The organism is Tenacibaculum todarodis (assembly GCF_001889045.1).
Lineage (GTDB): Bacteria > Bacteroidota > Bacteroidia > Flavobacteriales > Flavobacteriaceae > Polaribacter > Polaribacter todarodis.
This window is the reverse complement of sequence record NZ_CP018155.1, coordinates 2,983,523-3,001,934: the sequence shown is the minus strand read 5'-3', so window position 1 is coordinate 3,001,934 and position 18,412 is coordinate 2,983,523. Positions and strand designations below refer to the sequence as shown.

The following is an 18,412-nucleotide window of genomic DNA, read 5'->3' as shown; positions in this document are numbered from 1 at the left end:
TAATTAATTTAGGTTTTCTAATTTACTTAGGTAATACTTTTTCAATCCCTCTTTATCATTCTTTTCGGTTGCAAGAAAATACATTTGAAGCAATTTGTCTTTAACAAGTGAATCACCAATTAATTCAATAAATGCTTGACCTCCCAAAGCTTCTAATTCTTTAATAGATCTTTTTAATAGTCGTGGTTTTTCATCGTTTCTATTCTTAATTGTGTCATTTAGTTTTTTTATAAATTGATTAATTTTTTCTTTAGAAAACTCACCTACAGTAGTTCTCATAAAAAAACTGTGATTTAATAATTCATGAATATTAGCCCCAAATGTTTTTTCAGACTCTTTAAATGAATCTGGTTCTCCTGCATTTAATCTTAGGATATTACTTGAAGGTATGTCGGACAATATAAAGGGAGAGTGTGTGAAAAATATAAAATTAATTGAATCTATTTTTTCGATACTTAATGTTTCTAGCATTTTTAGTAAATTAGAAATAAATTTTCTTTGAAAATCTGGATGAAAATATAATTCAATTTCATCTAATAAAATATTGACGTAAGGATAGTTTTTTTTAAAATCTGAACTTGAATAATGTACTGAATTGATATTATTTAAGTGATATGAAATAGTTTGAAGAGTATTGGATAATTGTTGTTCACCTGAACTTAAAAATTTATAATCGTAAATATTATTTCCTGCTACTTTTAATATCGGCTTAACAAAAGCACTCGGAATTACTTCTAATTTATCATTTAGTTTTTTACCATTTAATATTAATGAGTTATTAATTATTGTTTTTATTTTTTTCCACTTAATATTAAAACTGTAGTTTGACATTTTGTCTACGTCATTAGTTTTTATTCTATTAAAGGTATCAATAAATTTATAATAGTCGTCTTTTACAGAGTAAAGAGCCTGTATTAACTTTAAAGTTATATGACTCCTGTCTTTATTTATTTTTTTTATTGCATTCCTTATATCGCTTAAAAGAAAAATATTAAAGCCTTGGTCTTTGTCAATTTTTATAAAAAGATCATATTCTAAAGGATTACTTAAGCATATTTTAAAAAATTTATTAATAACATATTTTACTAACTGAAATTTTACTTCACTATAATTAACCGTTTTCTCAAGATTTTCATAATACTTAATTATATTAGGTTCATATTTTTTATCTCTTTGCAGACTTTCTCTCAATTCTTCTGATTCGTAAATATTCATTTCATAGCCAATCATTTCTTTGGCTATAAGGTTAAATAATTTTAAAAAACCAATTTCTTCTTTTTTTTCACACTCTTCCATGATATCCCAAAATGGATATGCTTTGTAATTATTAATTACTATTTTATCATTTTTCGCAAAATCCATAACAAACTCAATTTCACTAATCCTTTTATCATTAACAATTATTGGATTATCGTCTTTTAATAGTGAAAGGTTAAGTAAAGTTCTAGATTGAGATAAATGAAGTTCAGAGTTAACATTAATAATCCCCTCATTCCTATATGGGTTAATTACCAGAGGTGTTTGGTATCCGTCGTTTTTATGAAACAAAGATCTGTACCACGCATTCCCATCACTATTTAAACCATACATAGAATAATTTAAAGCAATAGAATAAAAGAAGTCTGAAAAATCAATTAATTCTTCCCTCCAACTACCACTTATTAAAGAATAGAATTGATCCTCATTACGGTCTATTTTAGATTTAAAAATTCCTTTTTTAGTTTCATAATAAATCTCGCAGTTAAAACCGTAAAAGTCTATCATTTCATTTCCTGAAGAAGTATCAATAATATTATGCTTTATAGATAGGACATATAAAAAAAAATAAAAAAGATCTAACAAACTACTTTTTCCACTTCCATTCTTACCCACTACTGCAGATATGTTGATTTTTAAATCATTTTCTCTTTTATCATTATCTTTTACAAAATAAAAATTATCAGGTATATTTGAATTAAAAGTTATATTTATAACCTTTTTAGTAATATCATTACCTTGATAATGAAATTTGTAATCTTGATAAAAAGAATATAATTTATCTTCTTTTAACACTTTTCTGTATGCTGGGAGACATCCTTTCAAGGGTCGTATCGCTAGCAACTTAAATCCACTCATATCTCAATAATTTAATTCTTTATTAAAAAAACTATGCATTAACTGCTCAATATCTTCTTAGTTTTTTTTACTTCTTTATTTCATTTACCAATTTATTCCAAGATTTCTTAGTTTGCTTCTTAATTTTATTTTTTGTCATAGTTTTTGCAGCTTTATTTGAATATGACAAAAAATTACCCCAATCATAACTTTCAGATTTCTCAAAGCCTTTAATTGATTCATTCCAAAGCCATTTTCTTTTTCTATCTGCACCTTTATATGAGAATTTTTTTAATATTCTCCCTTTAAAAATTTGCCCTTTATTTTTACCTTTTTTAGCGTAATGTTTAGAACGTTTTACAGTTTTTTTCATTTTCCTATAAAAAGCCGACACACTTGCTGAACGTAATAAAGTTGTTTCTCCATCAAACTCAAAACCTAAATAAATAAGGTTTTTATTCTCATTTATGCCACCCTTAAATTGTTGACCACAACTAAGACCTCCTTTTTTTCTAGTAAAATGAAATATTTGGGTTTTAGATTCTTGGATTTCTAATTTCACTTTTTTAATTTCAGACATTACGAGGTTAATAATTTCATCCTTTTTAGTTAAAGGACAAACAACAACCATGTCATCTGAATATCTCCTGTAAGTTCCTTCTTCTTTAATAAAATTATTTATTATTCTATCAAAATTTAAAAGATAAGCGTTCGCTAATACAGAACTTATAGGCGAACCTTGTGGAATACCGAATTTTTTAGGTAAACCTTTATTTTTACCTTTTTGTATTAGTTTGGTGTTTCTTACTAATTTATTCTTTTTTTTATAGAACTCTTTTTTTGTACAAAAGGAAACAGCATCCTGATTTTTTAAAAATTTAATTTTAGAAACTTTATTTCTCTTTTTTGGCAATAATCTACCATTAGAATCTCTTTTTTGAATAAAAATCTTATTCTGAAATTCTTTAAATAAATCAACAATATCTACATAAGCAAACCTTGTAATGTTTTTATAGACATTAAAATGATCTGGCGGTAATTTTTGTAATTTTTTTTCTTCAGTTTGTAGTAATTGCAACCAAACATCACGTAGAATTTTATGGTCTAACTCATCAAAAAAACCTTTAATATCTAAAGCTATTGCAATAAACTCTTTATCAGGATAATTTCTTATGTAATTAAATGTATCATTGGCAAAATCTATATTGCATTTATTGGGACCTTCTAGATTTTCAGGATTTATAGGAATAGACCTATATGCAAGAACTACTTCGTCTAAATAATATTCTTTAATTTTATCTTCATAGTTTTTAGACAAAATTTCAGAATAATACCCGTAAATTAAAGAATCTAAATGAGAGGCATAGTACAACTCTCTATTTTTAACTGATGATTTCCTTAGAGCTTTTTTTGTTTTAGTATCTGTAATTATTTTTCCAGTATCTTCTGAATATTGCTTTCTAAATTTTCTTTTTTTAGAAGTTTTATGAATAAAAGGTAAGAAAGCATGTTTTTGTATTTCATCTGGATTGGTTACATATTCCTCTATCCAAAGATATCTATCCTTAGATTTTAAGGGAAAGCCTATATGAGGATACCGTTTTAATTTAAACCAATCTTTTTTTTTCTTTTCCATTATATAAAAGTGAGCAGAGAAGCCAACTACGAAGCATTGCTTTTAGAGTTTAATAAACTCCCGAAAAATGCATGCTCTTTCGGTTGTAAACCTAAGTTTACAACCGCCCCAATTCAAGTTGGGCGATAAATAATTACTGTATATTTGCATATAATAACAAAGTTGCCAATGATATTAAATAACTTCAACAGAACTATTAGGGTATTTCCAGACATCTTATTGATGTTTCTGGAGGTAATACAAGACTTATTAGAAATTAATCCAACAATCTCTTGCATTTGTAAAATACCTTCTTCTTAACAGCTTTTAATGTTAAGCTTATAATTTGCTATTCACACAACAAATTACACCTTGAAACGCATTCTTCAGCACTTCTCTAACTCACTAGATTTTTATTTTTTATAATTAATTTATTTCTTAATTTTCAATTATCTAAACTACCTCTTTTTCCCCTTCAAAAACCTCCCTTAAAACACTCTGCATTAACTGCGCACTATGTTCTTGGCTTTGTTGTACTTCTTGGGCTAAGCTATCACATAAACCCATTAAAGCATTTACTTTTTCTACAATGGCTTTTTGTTCTTCTAGTGGTGGAATAGGCATTACTATTTTTTCAATACTATCTTTTCCAATATTAGGTTGAGCATTTTGATTTATCTTTTCTCTTACCAAACTTTGAAATAGTTCTGATTCTAATATTACATTAAGAAAATCTAGAGTTATTACTCTTTCATCAGCAAAGAAATTTCCAACGCGATAGTTTTGTACTAGTATTCCATAATCTTTGTCAACTCTCGTTACTTTACCTAAAGTTCCTCCAGTCAAAGCCATTAAAAGATGTCCTTTAAAAATTAAGTCATTTTCAAACTCAGCTTTACGATTTGGATCTATATAGTTACATTTTGAAAAATCTAAAGTACCATCAGATTTACATTGACCGATTTTGATAACAGGTATACCTTCTTCTACAAAGTCATAATTTCTAAATTGATGTCCATGCCTAAGCTTAGCAACATCAATAAACTTAGCCCATTCCCAACTAGAATTCAATTTAAATGGAATTTCTTCTTCCTTTACAGTCTGTAATTTCTTTTCGGTTTTAATACGTTCTAAACTAATTGATGCATCCTCCGTATCTGGATGATTAGCGCGCCAATCTGCTGTTAATTTACCTTGAACGGCTAATTGCAAAACCGTTTCTCTTAACTTTTTAATGTTGGTAATTTCATTAAAGAAGCTTTTAAAATGGTCTTGTAAAAAAGTCCATTCTTGGTTGGCATTATTTGTAGTGAGTTGGTTTAAAGCAGACGTTACAAAGTCTTCTTTTAAATTAATACGTTCAGCCGTTAATTGCTCTAATTGTGCTACTTCTTTAAATAGCGTTTCTACTACGTTTACGATTTCTTTTTGTTCTTCTAGTGGTGGAATGGGCATAACAAATTGCCTAACTTGGTTAACATTCAAATTACCTTGAGAAACTCCTTTACCATAAATATTATCTAATACTTTTTTAATTCCATCTTTTGAAGAAAGCCAATATAGCATATACTTTGAATCAATACCTTTCATAGGTTTTATTAATGTCAAACTCACATAAAAAGCAAAGTCAATGTCTTGGTCAATTACACAAGCCTCTCCTATACCAGCTCCTACTCTTGTTAATAATAAATCTCCTTTCTCAGGTTTTGAGTTTTTTATTATTTTTTGATATGTTTCTTCTGAAACAAATTTATGTTTTTCAGGTTTAAATGTAAATGGTTTTACATTTTTAGCAGAAAGAAATATTCTTCCTGTTTCCGTATATTTAGGTGTACTTGCCATCCCACAAGTTACAACAGAACTAATATCTCTTATATAGTTAAAATCCCATCTTAAAGGAACTTTTTTAGTAAGGTTTCTTTTGTTAATTTCAGAATAGGGTTTTTCATTTCTTATTTTCTTATCCTTAACAAGTTGCTTCTTTTCTTCTTTAATTCTCTTTAATAATTCCGAAGCAGGTTCAACATCAGGATTTTCTTCTCTCCAATTCGCAGTCAGTTTTCCTTGAATTGCCAATTGTAAAATCAATCCTTTTAGCTCTTGGGCGTTCTTTGGTCTAACCGTAAGTTCTTTAAAATGTTGTAGTAGTTTCATATGTAATTATGAGATTGCTTCTATTGATGAGATTGCCACGTCGTGCCTCCTCGCAATGACAGTCTATTTTAAAGCTTCAGTTAATACGTTTATTATTTCGTCTTGTATGTTAGAAATCTTCGTTTCAGTAGTTCTAAATTTTTCTAATATTACTTCTGGTTTTTCTAACGTATCTACTTCTTGGTGTGGGTTTTTTATATCTAAATTGTAATTACGCTTTTTAATATCTTCAATAGATACTTTCCAAGCATATTCATTTTCAACACGTTTATTCCACCACTTTTTTTCTACATCAAACTCTTTAATGTTAATGGGTTTACTCTTGTTATAGCTTTTTGCTCCTTTTGGGTATTGGTGTTCGTAATACCAAACTTCTTTGGTAGGTGTGCCTTTTTCAAAAAACAATAAATTGGTTTTAATACTTGTATATGGGTTAAAAACTCCATTTGGTAAACGCACAATAGTATGCAAGTTACATTTGTCTAACAACTCTTCTTTTAGGCGTGTTTTCATGCCTTCGCCAAACAATGTACCATCTGGTAAAACAATAGCACAACGTCCGTTATTTTTTAAGAGCTTAATAATTAAGGCTAAAAATAAATCGGCTGTTTCTTTGGTTCTAAACTTTTTAGGGAAGTTGGTTTCGGTACCATCTTCTTCTACACCACCAAAAGGTGGATTAGACAAAATAATGTCTAGCTTGTCTTTTGCGCCCCAATCTGCATAGGGTTTGCTTAGTAAATTATCTCTACGAACTGCTGGTAAATCAAAACCATGCAGCATTAAATTAGTGGTACATAATAAATGCGGTAAGGGTTTTTTTTCGATACCACGAATAGATTGTTGTAAAACCGCTCTGTCTTTGTGGTCTTTTACTTGACTTCGCATAGCATCAATACTACAAGTTAAAAAACCACCTGTACCACAGGCTGGATCTAAAATACTTTCGCCCAATTGCGGATTAATCATATCTACCATAAATTGCGTTACCGCTCTTGGTGTGTAATATTCACCAGAAGAACCTGCTGATTGTAAGTCTTTTAAAATGGTTTCGTAAATATCATTAAACAAATGACTTTCGGTAGAATTGTTAAAGTCTATTTCATTAATTACATTGATAACTTGACGAAAAAGTGTTCCGTTTTTCATAAAGTTATACGTATCATCAAATACCGAGCGTATAATTTTTGCTTGTGGACTAATTGTAATATCTAAATCTTTTAAAACAGGAAATAATTCGGTTTCAATAAATTCCATTAATTCATCACCAGTCTTTCCTTCATCATCTGCTGCCCAATTTTGCCATTTTAAATGTTCTGGAATTGGTGATTCGTAATCGTCAATAGTAATTTCCCATTCTTCTTCTTTATCGGAAAATATTTTCATAAACAGCATCCACACCATTTGCGAGATACGTTGCGCATCTCCATCTACTCCTGTGTCTTTACGCATGATATCGCGTATGCCTTTTATGTTGGTTGTTATGTTACTCATTAAGCTATTCTTTCAAATCTTTGATTAATATATTGTGCAACCTCAGTAATATCAATTTCCTGTGATGCATTTCCACTTCTTACATAGAACTTTTTACTTCTGTTACCATTTTTATCTGAAACCTCAGTATATAAAGGTCTTAACCCTTGTTTAATATCTACAACACAAATCTCGATATCATTTACTTCTGGAAAAGTAATAGTAAGATTGTTTGTAGCAAATTCAATTCCGTAGGCATTATTTACCAGGTTTCTAAGGTGTAATTCAAACTCATCTTTAGTACCACTACTAAGTGTTTTGTAATCATTCTCTAAGCCAATTACCTCTAGATCATCTGTAACACCCATAACAAGTGTTCCTCCTTGCCCATTAGAAAAAGCTGCTAATGTTTTAAGAACAACTGCTTCAAGTTTTTTATTTACCTTGTTTTCTCTCATATCATAGCGTAAAGTAGTTTTAAATTCTACTTGACTATTTTCACCAGACATTATCATTTCAACAATGTCCATATCTAAGGATTCGTAATTTGTTTCTGTAATATTATTTAAAAATTCATTTAATTCTTTAGCTAATAAAATTCTTCTCTTCTCTAAGAAAAGTTCAAAATTTTCCATTTTCCAAAGTTCTGTATCAACAGGAATGCATTGCTTTTCTAATGCATTTGGAAAATGTTCTAAAGTATCTGTTAGGTAGCCTTCTGCTAAGTGGTTACTTTTCTTTCTATTAGCAAGTTGCGTTAATATTGCTCTATTGGTAATTTCTTGGGCAAGACTATATTTAACTCTGTTATTTCTATTATAACCTTCAAGTTTTAATAAGGAATAAGGAAAAATATGATCCCATTCTAGTTCATATTTTTTACCCATATTTTTACGAATATTTATTCCAGTAGTAAAACAAATTGCTCCTTTGCTCTTAAAATAGAAATTCATCAATCCCCAAAGCGCATGACTGATACCAACACCTATAAATTCATCTTTACTTATTTCTAAGGGACGCTCTGCTGCTATAATACTCAGCAATTTATCAAAGGGGTTTTCATCTTTTACAATAACACCAATATCCTTATCTAATTTTTGTTGCAATTGGCTAATATAGCGTTGTCTAATTTGTGAATAATAAAACCACTTTACTACCTTTTTTATTTCTATTTGCGATAGTTTTTGTCCTCCTTTGTTATATGCATATACAATAATTGGTATAAATGCGTAAACAGAGTTTACTTCTTTTGTATGATCAATATATGCTTGGCTTTTCATTACATTAAAAACGTAATCTAATACATCTTCATCTAATCTTTTCCAAGCTGCTTGAATGGCGTCTTTATTATCTTGACTATGTAGTTTATCAAGTTTAGAACCCATGTTATGTAAGATTCCTAATAAAACATAGACTATAAAATCTAATTTAAATACGTATCCATTCTTTTCTAATTCAACTAGTTTTTTCTTAAATAAATCTCTAGCTTCAGGCCAATAACCAGATATTTGAGCAAGAGCTAGTTCTGCATCTGTAAGATTAACACCACTTGCATTCACAATGTAAAAAATATCAATAGCTTCTTTTAAAGAAGCTTTTGGAGGAATAATTTGCTCTTGAAAATCTCTATCTTTAATTTTTTCAATTGCTCTAAAATTATCATCTATTCTGTCCGATTTATCTCTATCTACTCTCTCTCCTTCTAGTTTTTGTTCTAATTGATGAATAACATCACGATATCTAATTTTAGCTTGAAAAATATCTGTAATGTTAACCCATAAAGGATCATTCTGCATTATTTTTACTTTGTAATATTCAAGAGCTAAAGTCTCAACATTTACATATAAATTTCTAATATCTACAAGTATTTCATGCGCTTTATAATAAGGTGGGATATTTCCTGTCATTAACATATATAATGTAGTAATACGTTGCTGTCCATCTAAGATCAACTTAACAGCTCCTTGACGAGAATCATATTTATGCTCACCTTTTAATTCTGGAGGATAGTTTGTTTCCCAAGTTAGCATAGTCCCAGTTGGATAATCTTGAATTAAAGATGAAACTAAATCTTTTGCATGTTGTCGTTTCCAAACATATTCTCTTTGAAATGCTGGAACAAATAATTGTTTCTCGTCTATTTTATCTAAAATCTGTGATATTTTCATTTTTAGGCTGTAATATTATAAATTTCATTTTCCAAATCTTTAATAGCTTGTTCAAAATCTTTTTTCTTACCAAAAGCTCTTACCAATTCTACAGGTGAACCCATTTCTGTTAATGGTTTTACTTTTAAAACAGAACCTTGTTCAATCGAAACAATGCCTTCTTTTTCGTATTTATCTAGTAAACTATTCAAAACCTTTTGTGCAGTTTTGCTGTATTTAGTAAAGTAATTACGTTTTCGGACATTATTAGCACGTTCTTTTCTTGTTAAAGCAGGTTGATCGAAGGCAATGTGGCAAATTAAATCAAACGCATCTAAATCTAAACCAACATCTTCACGAAGTGCCTCTAACAATACACCATGTTCAGCTAGTTCTTTTATTAACTCTTCTTTCTTTTCAGTATCATTCCATTTTTGGATAAATTCATCTAAAGAAGTATACTCTTTTGTTATGTTTTTCCTAGAATAATCTTTTAAAGATTCTGTGATAAGTTTTCCATCCTTTCCATAATACTGTACACGCTCATTAACAACTGATACAGGTATTTGATTAACATAGTACTTTTTCACTTCCTCCTCACCACCAATAGTTATGTCTGGAGTTGTTGGTTTAAAATCATCTGGATCATATGATTCTCCATTTTCCTCAGGAGGAGTTTCATCTTCATCTGGTGGCACAACTGGTTGATGTGGTTCTGGTTCATAAATTTGTACTGGATCTCCATCAAAATCAGGTCTAGCAAATATATTGGTTGCTTTTCTGAAATCCATAATGGTAAAGAACACTTTACCTTCTGCCTCTCTAATACGTGTACCACGACCAATAATTTGTTTAAATTCTGTTACTGACTGAATGTTGGATTCTAAAACAATAAACTTTACCATTTTAGTATCAATACCTGTGGTTAACATTTTTGATGTTGTTGCAATGACAGGAAAACGCTCTTCAACATCTGTAAAGTTATCTAGCTCTTGTTTTCCAATTTCATCATCACCAGTTATTTTTACACAATAATTCCAATGTTTAGCAACAAGGTCTGCATTTTCATTAATAAGAGCTTGTCGCATTCTGTTTGCATGGTCAATATCTGTACAAAACACAATAGTTTTTGCATAACGATCTGTTGCTTTAAGGTATTCAGTGATTTTTTTTGCTACAATCTGAGTGCGTTCATCAATAGCTAAAGTTCTGTCGTAATCTTTTAAATTATAAATACGGTCTTCAACTTCGTTTCCGTATTTATCAATTAATCCAGCTGTTGGCCGCCAACCATCGTCAACACTTGTAGTAATTCTCACCACTTTATAAGGTGCTAAGAAACCATCATCTATACCTTGTTTTAGAGAATACGTATAAACTGGCTCTCCAAAGTATTCCATATTAGAAACATCTTTAGTTTCTTTAGGAGTTGCTGTTAACCCTATTTGTGTTGCTGAATTAAAATATGTTAAGACATCACGCCATGCTGATGCTTCAGAAGCGCTTCCACGATGACACTCGTCGATAACTATTAAGTCGAAAAAATCTGGACTAAACTCTTTATAAGCATTTTTATCTTCATCATTACTTGTTAATCCTTGATACAATGCAAAGTAAATTTGGTAGGATTTATCAATCTTTCGGTTTTTTATAATATGCATAATATCATTTCCGAAAGGAGAGAAATCACCATTTTTAGTTTGCGTTAATAATGCATTTCTATCTGCAAGAAATAAAATACGTTTTTTAACTCCTGTTTTCCATAAACGCCAAATTATGTTGAACGCAGTATAGGTTTTACCTGTTCCTGTTGCCATAACAAGGATAATTTTATCTTGTCCTTTAGCAACTGCTTCCAATGTTCTGTTAACCGCATTTTGTTGGTAATATCTTGGCGTCATTCCACTATCATCTGCATAATAGTCTTTCTCGACTATTTCTTGAGCTTGTGGCGTTTCAATATTATTGTACTTTAAATACTTTTTCCATAATGTTTCTGGTGATGGAAAACTATCTAAAGTAAGTTCTTGTTCTAAATTTCCAGACGGATTTGTTTTATCATGAAAAACAAAAGAGTCTCCATTTGAAGTGAATACAAATGGAATTTGTAAAATTTCTGAGTACTCTAAAGCCTGTTGCATACCATGTCCAACTGCTTTTTTATTGTCTTTTGCTTCAATAATAGCAATAGGAATGTTGGACTTGTAATACAGAATATAATCTGCTCTTTTTCTTTTTCCTCTAGTATATAGTTTGCCTTGAACAATAATCCTACCATCTGTAAAAGAAACTTCCTCTCTTACTTGTGTACGCATATTCCAACCCGATTTTTCAATTGCGGGGTTTATAAATTTTGTGCAAATATCTCTTTCAGATAGGTCTTTCTTATTCATAGCTCATAAATGTAAGAAAATGGATTGATATACAATTATAGAAATTTATAATTTTCGAATAAACTCAAAACAAAATTTAACCAATACTATAAATGTGAGTATTGCAATTATACAATACTTTAAAAAAAGCCAGATACTAACAAAAAAATCAAATGATAGCTTTAAAAAATCAAATAAAAAATTCAGCAATACCCAGTATTGTAGAATCGCAATGCTTTTAGCAATAGTAAAAATAACAAGTATTGCAATGTTTTTTTTTTTATTTTTGACTAGTAGTTTTTACATTAAAAACTGTTCGAAGTAAAAATTTCTGTGTTTCTGTATCTGACAATTTTTTTTTCACTTTAGACTTTTTTTTTACAATTAAATTACCTTTTAACATATTAAGCAGTTTCTTTTGCTCTTCTCTTGGTAGAACTTTTGCTATTTCAAAAACGATATTTGCATCCATAGTTTAAATTATTAAATTTCATAAAAAAACAACAAAATTGCTTTAAACAATTGTATAATTTCTTTCTATAAAATAACACCAATTTTAGAATTTCTTTTTTTCAACAACAAAATTGTTTAAACTCAATTCTAACAACTCTCCAAAATTAGTCTAATATAATAACAATCGGAACATTGTTGCTTTGTTGACTTCAACTCTTAAGCCCAACAACAATAACTATTAAAGAAAGTAACAGCCATTCAACAAAGCATCAACAAGTTTATTTAACTCTTCTGTTGATGCTCTGTTGAACAACTGTTATAGCCTTAAAGGACTAATAATACACACTTTAAATGCTTTCATCAACAATCAACAACTTCATTGATGAAATCTTCTTTTTTAAACTCATAGTATCTTCCTTTTTTAGTTTCATAATCTACTATTGTTTTTTGAGCTGTATTTAATGAAAAAAAATATTTCTTATAGCTTCCATTAACAGACACTATTCCATAGTCTTTTTTTATAGTACTAGACACTTTTTTACTAATTGGCCGAACATTTCTACGTTGAAGTTTTTCAAGTAAATCTGAAGCAGTGTATTTTAAAACATCAACTTCAAATTGAATAAAATCGTCTAATAAAATTTCTTTTATTTCTTGACTTAAATAAGTTTTATTCCCTTTGACTACTTTATCTAAAGCAGGTGTGTAAATTTGCTGTTTTGTAAACCACATTCTTGTTTTTCTTTCAGTTTTAATTTTTCGTTTATTTAAAAAATATAAAAACTGCGGAATTTCTAGTTTGAGTTTTTTAAGCATATCAACATCTTCCTCTTTTAAGGAATTTACTTTAATAACCCAGTAACGAATCTCATTGCTATCTATTTGGATAAAGTTCTCCTCATTATTTGAACATAAAATAAACTTCCCAAAGAAATTAGATTCAACTTTATCTTTACCTTTAGATTCTATTTTATAAGAATTAGCTGTAGAAAGATTTTTAATTCGCTCACTATCTTCTCTCCTATCTAGTAACACTTCATCAATAGCAATTATAAGTTTAGATGCCCAATCACTATTAAATCGACTTCTAAAATCTTCATTTTTATTAATTGTCATGTTACCCTGAAAAAGCAACTTTAACCAGTTTAGAAATGATGTTTTGCCTGTATTTCGAAAATCGCTAACTAAACACAAAATTGGTAATATTTGAATTGGTTGTTGCCAAAGTATCGTTAAATAATCTAACCCTAACTCATATTGAACTCCAAAAATATGTTTTAAAAACTCTTCTGTTTTTTTAAACTCTCCATTCTTTAGTTGATGATTTATTTCTTCATATTCATTATAGAAAAGGTTGATTTCCTTTTTATAATTTAAATGATCTGGCATGGTAACAAAACCATCATACTTTTTTATAGATTCTAAAAAAGCCTTTCCGTTATCTGTAATTATTTCTCCTTTTGTCCACTTTATTAAAGTTTTTACAAAATCTCCGCTCAATAATGGAACATTACATATCTTATAGTAATCTGTTCCAATTCTTAAAAACTCCATAATTACGACCTAGGTTTAATATTATAAATTAAAAAAGCTCTATTTTCTCCATCTTTCCAGTTTAATTGAATATTAATACCTGTAAGGTTTTTATCCATAGAATAAAGTCTATCTATTTCTTCTTGTAAAAAAAACCACTCAAATCTTGGATTAGAGCTAATAATGATTTTTAATTTTTCTATTTCAGAAATAAAATAAGTTAGAAACCTTAAAAGAATAACATCTGTAATTCGATCTATTTTTAGCCTTTCAATTTCAGTTAACATTCTTTCGATAATAACAAGTCCATTCTTAATGAACTTGTTATTTTGTGCGTTATAATCTTTCATACTACCTTCTGTATTTTAAAGATTTAACTTCTTTTAGATTGTTTTCTAAACTCTCTAAATTAATTACAATTCTTCTACCAATTTTGGACGCATCTATAAGTCCTTTTTTAATGTAGTTTGCAATTGTTTGCTCAGTAACATTTAACCTTATTGCAGCTTCTTTTATTGTTACATTCTTTTTTTGCGGATTTAATTTACTCTTAATTAATTCCTGTAATGGATTGATTCTTTTTGATACCGCTGTATCAATCATTCCAGAAAGCTCTTCTGGTGTTGTTATTATTATGCTTCTCATTTTATGAAAGTTTTAATTATTAATATTTAAAACACATCATATTCAGTAATTACTAATATCCATGGATTGAATATTTATGTTTTATTACTGCAAAGGTTGGTTGTTTAATAGTAAAATGAAAGGATGAATTGATGGTTTAATGGAATGGAAGTAGCACTTGAAAAAATCGTAAAACAATGTATACAAACACATTAACTTTGCTTCGACAGTGTTTTTTAGAATAAATTTGATGGGAATTATAATGAGTTTTTATAATTATTTAAAGCTTTTTTAAAATGAGGGATATTCTTTAACCGAATAATTTTATTTTGAATTTCGTCAATGAATTTTGCTTTTTCCCTTGATGTTTTAGTTGACTGATCAATACCTATATTAAAATAATTAAATTTAGTATAATTTGTACCTACATTATATAAATCACTTTCGACCAAACACTCAGAACATAAGGCTAAAACCCTAAAATACTCTCTACTTAAATTATATAATCCAGAATTATTCATTTTATGTAATAGTACATGTAAAAGAATCATTTTTTCATTTTGTGTAAGACCAAATGAAGACTCCTTTTTTAACTTTTCTTTCTTATCAAAACCTTTAAAAGCATGTATTTCTCTCTTGTTACTTATAAAAAGAAATGCCTCATCCATTTTTTTGGATTTGAATTTTTTATTTATCTCGTCTCTATTATTAAAGATATAATTGAAATAATCACGTATTGACTCCCTTTTAGCGAAATAAACTATATAATCAGAATAACTAGTTATTTCACAATTCTCTTTATTTTTATCAAAAACTTCTTTTTTTATTTCATCATTTACAATAGAAATAGTGATATCATAATTATAATTAGCTCTTTGATGCTGAAGGTATTCATGACTTGTTTGAAATATATCACAGTTAAAACCTACTTTTTCTTGAAAAGACCTAATTTCACTAATTAAAGGTTCAGCTACTCTTCTCTCAGCTTTTTTAAATGAATTATTAGTTTCGTAATAATCTTTAAACTCAGTAATTGCTGTTTTAATTATTCTTTCAATATTTTCATTGTATATCTGTACAAATTTTTCTCCGTAATTCATTCTTTTAAAATTTTAATAGCATTTACTCTTATTTAGGTATATTTAAATCAAAAGTTTCATCTACCGCATCTTTTACATCTTCATTAGAAACTTGATAATATTGATTTAAGGTTTTCATGTCAGTATGACCAGAAATTTCTGCAATCAACTTATCGCTTTTACCTTTTCTTTTCATCATAGTGATGAAGGTTCTTCGAGCTGTATGACTAGAAATCCTCCTGTAAAAAGGCATATCTAATCTTATTACCTCCTTACCTCTTGTTGTTGTTTTTTCAACCTCATAAGTATACCCCGCTTTTTTAAAAACTTCTTTAATATAATCGTTATGCTTTTGATTAGCTATTAAAGGTAAACTATAATCGTATTTATCTAAAATATATAACGCAATACCACTTAAAGGAATTTCTCTACTCTTTTTACCAGAACCTTTTTCCTCCTTAAGCAATAAAGTTTTTCCATCTATATTATTTTTAGACACAAATTTCAATTCACCAAATCTCATACCTGTTACACAAGAAAAAATAAAAACATCTTTCACTCGCTCTAACTTTTTAGAAGGCATTTCGGTTTTGAGTAACTTTTCTAAATCCTCTTTCTTAAGTGCTATTTGATTTGTAATTACTTTAGGTTTCTTTTTAAAGTTTATAAAATCCGCTTTGTAGGTGTGTCCGTTTTTTAGAGCCCAAAACAAAAACGTTTTAACCAAACCTACATTCCTAGAATAAGTATTATTAATATGACCTCTTTCCACCATACAGTAATCTGTAAACTCAGTATAAAACTTTTGAGTTATTGAATTAAAAGTAATTTTGTATTTCCTACTTTCTTCAAACTCTTCTAAAATGGTTCTTATATTCTTATACCTTTTTACAGTAGCTTTAGACCACTCTTGATTTTTTTGTTTAAAAAGCATAAATTCTTCATAAGCTTCATAAAATTTATTCTTACCAACCGCAACTCTTTTAAATTCTTTATCAAATTCTTGCCTAACTTTTTCTATCGTTAAATCCTGATTCGTGTTTTTAAAAATTTCAGTAACCCGAATAAACAAACTCGCATACCTATCTATTTGTCTTTTTATGGTTCTATGAGTTTCTGCTTTAGAAGTTCTACCTGTTAAATTTTTTGGTTGTCTATTTTCAAAATCCCATTCTTTTGGATGAATAGTTTCCCCTGTAGAGTAAACAAATCTTTTCCCTTCATTTTTAAAATAAGCTTTTAAGTATATTAAAGTAGCTCCATCTTTGTTCTTATCCTTAAGATTGAATGTAGTTGTCATTATAAAACGGGTGTCAATTTAGGTGTCAGTAAAGGTACTATTTAATAGATAAATCACCATAAAATGAAGATGAACATTTTCAATAAATCAATGTTTACAGTAGATACAGCAAGTGATAAGCTATAACAAAGAAAATAGGTGCAATTCTCGGCGTCTCCACAATTTAAAACCTCAACTAATTTATTATTAATTAGTTGAGGTTTTTTTATTATAAATTTAGTCAGCATTTAGACAGCTATCTTAAATAAACACTACTTTAACTTAATAGGAACTTTTAACAATTCACTCTTTTTGTAATAAACTTTCCCACCTATAGAATGAGCCTGAATTAAACCTTTCTTTTTCCAATTATACACAGTTTGTCTTTTAACCTTCAAAATAATCGCAGTTTGCTCTATTGTAAGAAATTCATCGTTTTTTTCTGAAGCAATATTTTCCTTCTCAATCAATTCTACTCTACTGCCTTTTTCAATTTCACTTCTCTTTTTAAGCAACTTAAGAATACGTTTTGTGTTCTTTTTAAAAATTTCTAAATTTTCAGAAACTCCAACATCAGAACTCTTTATTAAAAATTCCAACATAACATTTCTAACAATCTCTATTACGCTAATATCATCGTAATCAAAAATCGAATGTACAGAATTAGGACAAAAAACATCAAGTTGATTGTCTTCAAAAGTTTTTACTATATGTTGTAAATAAGCACTTAACCTAATATTTAAGTTTTTATTCTTCACTTTTCTTGTCTTTTCTGACAAAAAAATTTCGTTATCTGATCCATATTTTTTTTCACTTAAAGTAAAAAGATAAGACAAACCTAAAGCATTACACCAATCATAAAGCAACTCACAATACACATGGCTGAAAAACACAGGGTAAATAGTTTCAGATTTTCTAAATCTATCTAAATCGACATAAACAGGAAACCAATCTCCTAAATCATGTTCGTAAAAAGTAAATTTATTTGATTTGTAAACTAAAGCGTTTATTGCACTGATTTTTTTTGATAACTTCATAAGCAAGTTTCTATATTTATTCAAAAATAAACAAAAGAATAGTTTTGATTAGCTATTTTACTTGGAATCCTTATCGATCCTTCTATCGGATTAATAATGTTTGTAATATTTTCAATATGGAATTTTATTGTAACTTGGAGAAACACAAGTGTATTTATAGCAATTTTAGCTGTATTATTCCAACCAGCGGCTCTTTACTTCGCTTTCGCAGCATTAAATAGGTTATCTAAAGCATTAAACGATTAAAATCATTACCTTATATATTGTCAAGAATCATAAAATTAACATCCATTTTATAAGTCTTTATTTTTAGGTTTTAACCTTATAATAGAACAATAAAAACAAGATTATGGATCACAGAGATTATTCAAACGAGTTAATTTCAAGAATGATTAGCGACGGATGTCAGCTGGTATTTATCTGGATGAGAAAAAGAAGAAACGTTTTGGATTAAAAAAGTTAGCAAGTTAGAAATGTAAATTTCTAACTTGCTATTTTCTTTGTAAATGTTATTTAATCAAAAAACAAACCGACCCTGATCAGGGTCGGTTT

At 28.6% G+C, this 18,412-nt stretch carries 12 protein-coding genes; all 12 read right to left on the bottom strand.

What is annotated here, in order from left to right; genetic code table 11:
- Window positions 1-3: 3 nt before the first annotated feature.
- Window positions 4-2,115: an AAA family ATPase gene (locus LPB136_RS13580; RefSeq protein WP_158009645.1), complete on the bottom strand. Its 2,112-nt coding sequence runs from the start codon at window positions 2,113-2,115 to the stop codon at window positions 4-6.
- A 67-nt stretch (window positions 2,116-2,182) separates the two neighbouring features.
- The gene (locus tag LPB136_RS13575; RefSeq protein WP_072556843.1) at window positions 2,183-3,730 is read right to left on the bottom strand and encodes a reverse transcriptase domain-containing protein; all 1,548 of its coding nucleotides are present in this window, start codon (window positions 3,728-3,730) and stop codon (window positions 2,183-2,185) included.
- A gap of 432 nt (window positions 3,731-4,162) precedes the next feature.
- Window positions 4,163-5,863 (bottom strand): restriction endonuclease subunit S, encoded by a 1,701-nt coding sequence (locus tag LPB136_RS13570; protein WP_072556842.1) that lies wholly within the window; start codon window positions 5,861-5,863, stop codon window positions 4,163-4,165.
- Window positions 5,864-5,926: 63 nt separating this feature from the next.
- Window positions 5,927-7,357 carry a class I SAM-dependent DNA methyltransferase gene (locus LPB136_RS13565; protein ID WP_072556841.1) on the bottom strand — a complete coding sequence of 477 codons (1,431 nt, stop codon included), beginning with the start codon at window positions 7,355-7,357 and terminating at the stop codon, window positions 5,927-5,929.
- Window positions 7,357-9,504 (bottom strand): GmrSD restriction endonuclease domain-containing protein, encoded by a 2,148-nt coding sequence (locus tag LPB136_RS13560; protein ID WP_072556840.1) that lies wholly within the window; start codon window positions 9,502-9,504, stop codon window positions 7,357-7,359. Before LPB136_RS13560 ends, LPB136_RS13565 begins: the two co-directional genes overlap by 1 nt.
- A gap of 2 nt (window positions 9,505-9,506) precedes the next feature.
- Window positions 9,507-11,876: an EcoAI/FtnUII family type I restriction enzme subunit R gene (gene hsdR, locus LPB136_RS13555; RefSeq protein ID WP_072556839.1), complete on the bottom strand. Its 2,370-nt coding sequence runs from the start codon at window positions 11,874-11,876 to the stop codon at window positions 9,507-9,509.
- Between the two features lie 792 nt (window positions 11,877-12,668).
- A complete protein-coding gene (locus LPB136_RS13545) occupies window positions 12,669-13,862 on the bottom strand; it encodes a primase-helicase family protein (RefSeq protein ID WP_072556837.1) in 1,194 nt (397 codons plus the stop codon).
- Window positions 13,863-13,864: 2 nt separating this feature from the next.
- Window positions 13,865-14,191: a hypothetical protein gene (locus LPB136_RS13540; RefSeq protein ID WP_072556836.1), complete on the bottom strand. Its 327-nt coding sequence runs from the start codon at window positions 14,189-14,191 to the stop codon at window positions 13,865-13,867.
- A gap of 1 nt (window position 14,192) precedes the next feature.
- Entirely contained in the window at window positions 14,193-14,486 is a 294-nt protein-coding gene (locus LPB136_RS13535) for a helix-turn-helix domain-containing protein (protein ID WP_083426222.1), read from the bottom strand.
- 236 nt (window positions 14,487-14,722) lie between these two features.
- The gene (locus LPB136_RS13530; protein ID WP_072556835.1) at window positions 14,723-15,565 is read right to left on the bottom strand and encodes a hypothetical protein; all 843 of its coding nucleotides are present in this window, start codon (window positions 15,563-15,565) and stop codon (window positions 14,723-14,725) included.
- A 28-nt stretch (window positions 15,566-15,593) separates the two neighbouring features.
- Window positions 15,594-16,844: a tyrosine-type recombinase/integrase gene (locus tag LPB136_RS13525; protein WP_072556834.1), complete on the bottom strand. Its 1,251-nt coding sequence runs from the start codon at window positions 16,842-16,844 to the stop codon at window positions 15,594-15,596.
- A 251-nt stretch (window positions 16,845-17,095) separates the two neighbouring features.
- Entirely contained in the window at window positions 17,096-17,860 is a 765-nt protein-coding gene (locus LPB136_RS13520) for a helix-turn-helix domain-containing protein (protein ID WP_072556833.1), read from the bottom strand.
- Window positions 17,861-18,412: the final 552 nt, after the last annotated feature.

What these genes read in the sequence shown, in the direction of transcription:
- LPB136_RS13580 (WP_158009645.1), bottom strand. Translation starts at nt 2,115, where the DNA reads ATGAGTGGATTTAAGTTGCTAGCGATACGACCCTTGAAAGGATGTCTC.
- LPB136_RS13575 (WP_072556843.1), bottom strand. Translation starts at nt 3,730, where the DNA reads ATGGAAAAGAAAAAAAAAGATTGGTTTAAATTAAAACGGTATCCTCAT.
- LPB136_RS13570 (WP_072556842.1), bottom strand. Translation starts at nt 5,863, where the DNA reads ATGAAACTACTACAACATTTTAAAGAACTTACGGTTAGACCAAAGAAC.
- LPB136_RS13565 (WP_072556841.1), bottom strand. Translation starts at nt 7,357, where the DNA reads ATGAGTAACATAACAACCAACATAAAAGGCATACGCGATATCATGCGT.
- LPB136_RS13560 (WP_072556840.1), bottom strand. Translation starts at nt 9,504, where the DNA reads ATGAAAATATCACAGATTTTAGATAAAATAGACGAGAAACAATTATTT.
- hsdR (WP_072556839.1), bottom strand. Translation starts at nt 11,876, where the DNA reads ATGAATAAGAAAGACCTATCTGAAAGAGATATTTGCACAAAATTTATA.
- LPB136_RS13545 (WP_072556837.1), bottom strand. Translation starts at nt 13,862, where the DNA reads ATGGAGTTTTTAAGAATTGGAACAGATTACTATAAGATATGTAATGTT.
- LPB136_RS13540 (WP_072556836.1), bottom strand. Translation starts at nt 14,191, where the DNA reads ATGAAAGATTATAACGCACAAAATAACAAGTTCATTAAGAATGGACTT.
- LPB136_RS13535 (WP_083426222.1), bottom strand. Translation starts at nt 14,486, where the DNA reads ATGAGAAGCATAATAATAACAACACCAGAAGAGCTTTCTGGAATGATT.
- LPB136_RS13530 (WP_072556835.1), bottom strand. Translation starts at nt 15,565, where the DNA reads ATGAATTACGGAGAAAAATTTGTACAGATATACAATGAAAATATTGAA.
- LPB136_RS13525 (WP_072556834.1), bottom strand. Translation starts at nt 16,844, where the DNA reads ATGACAACTACATTCAATCTTAAGGATAAGAACAAAGATGGAGCTACT.
- LPB136_RS13520 (WP_072556833.1), bottom strand. Translation starts at nt 17,860, where the DNA reads ATGAAGTTATCAAAAAAAATCAGTGCAATAAACGCTTTAGTTTACAAA.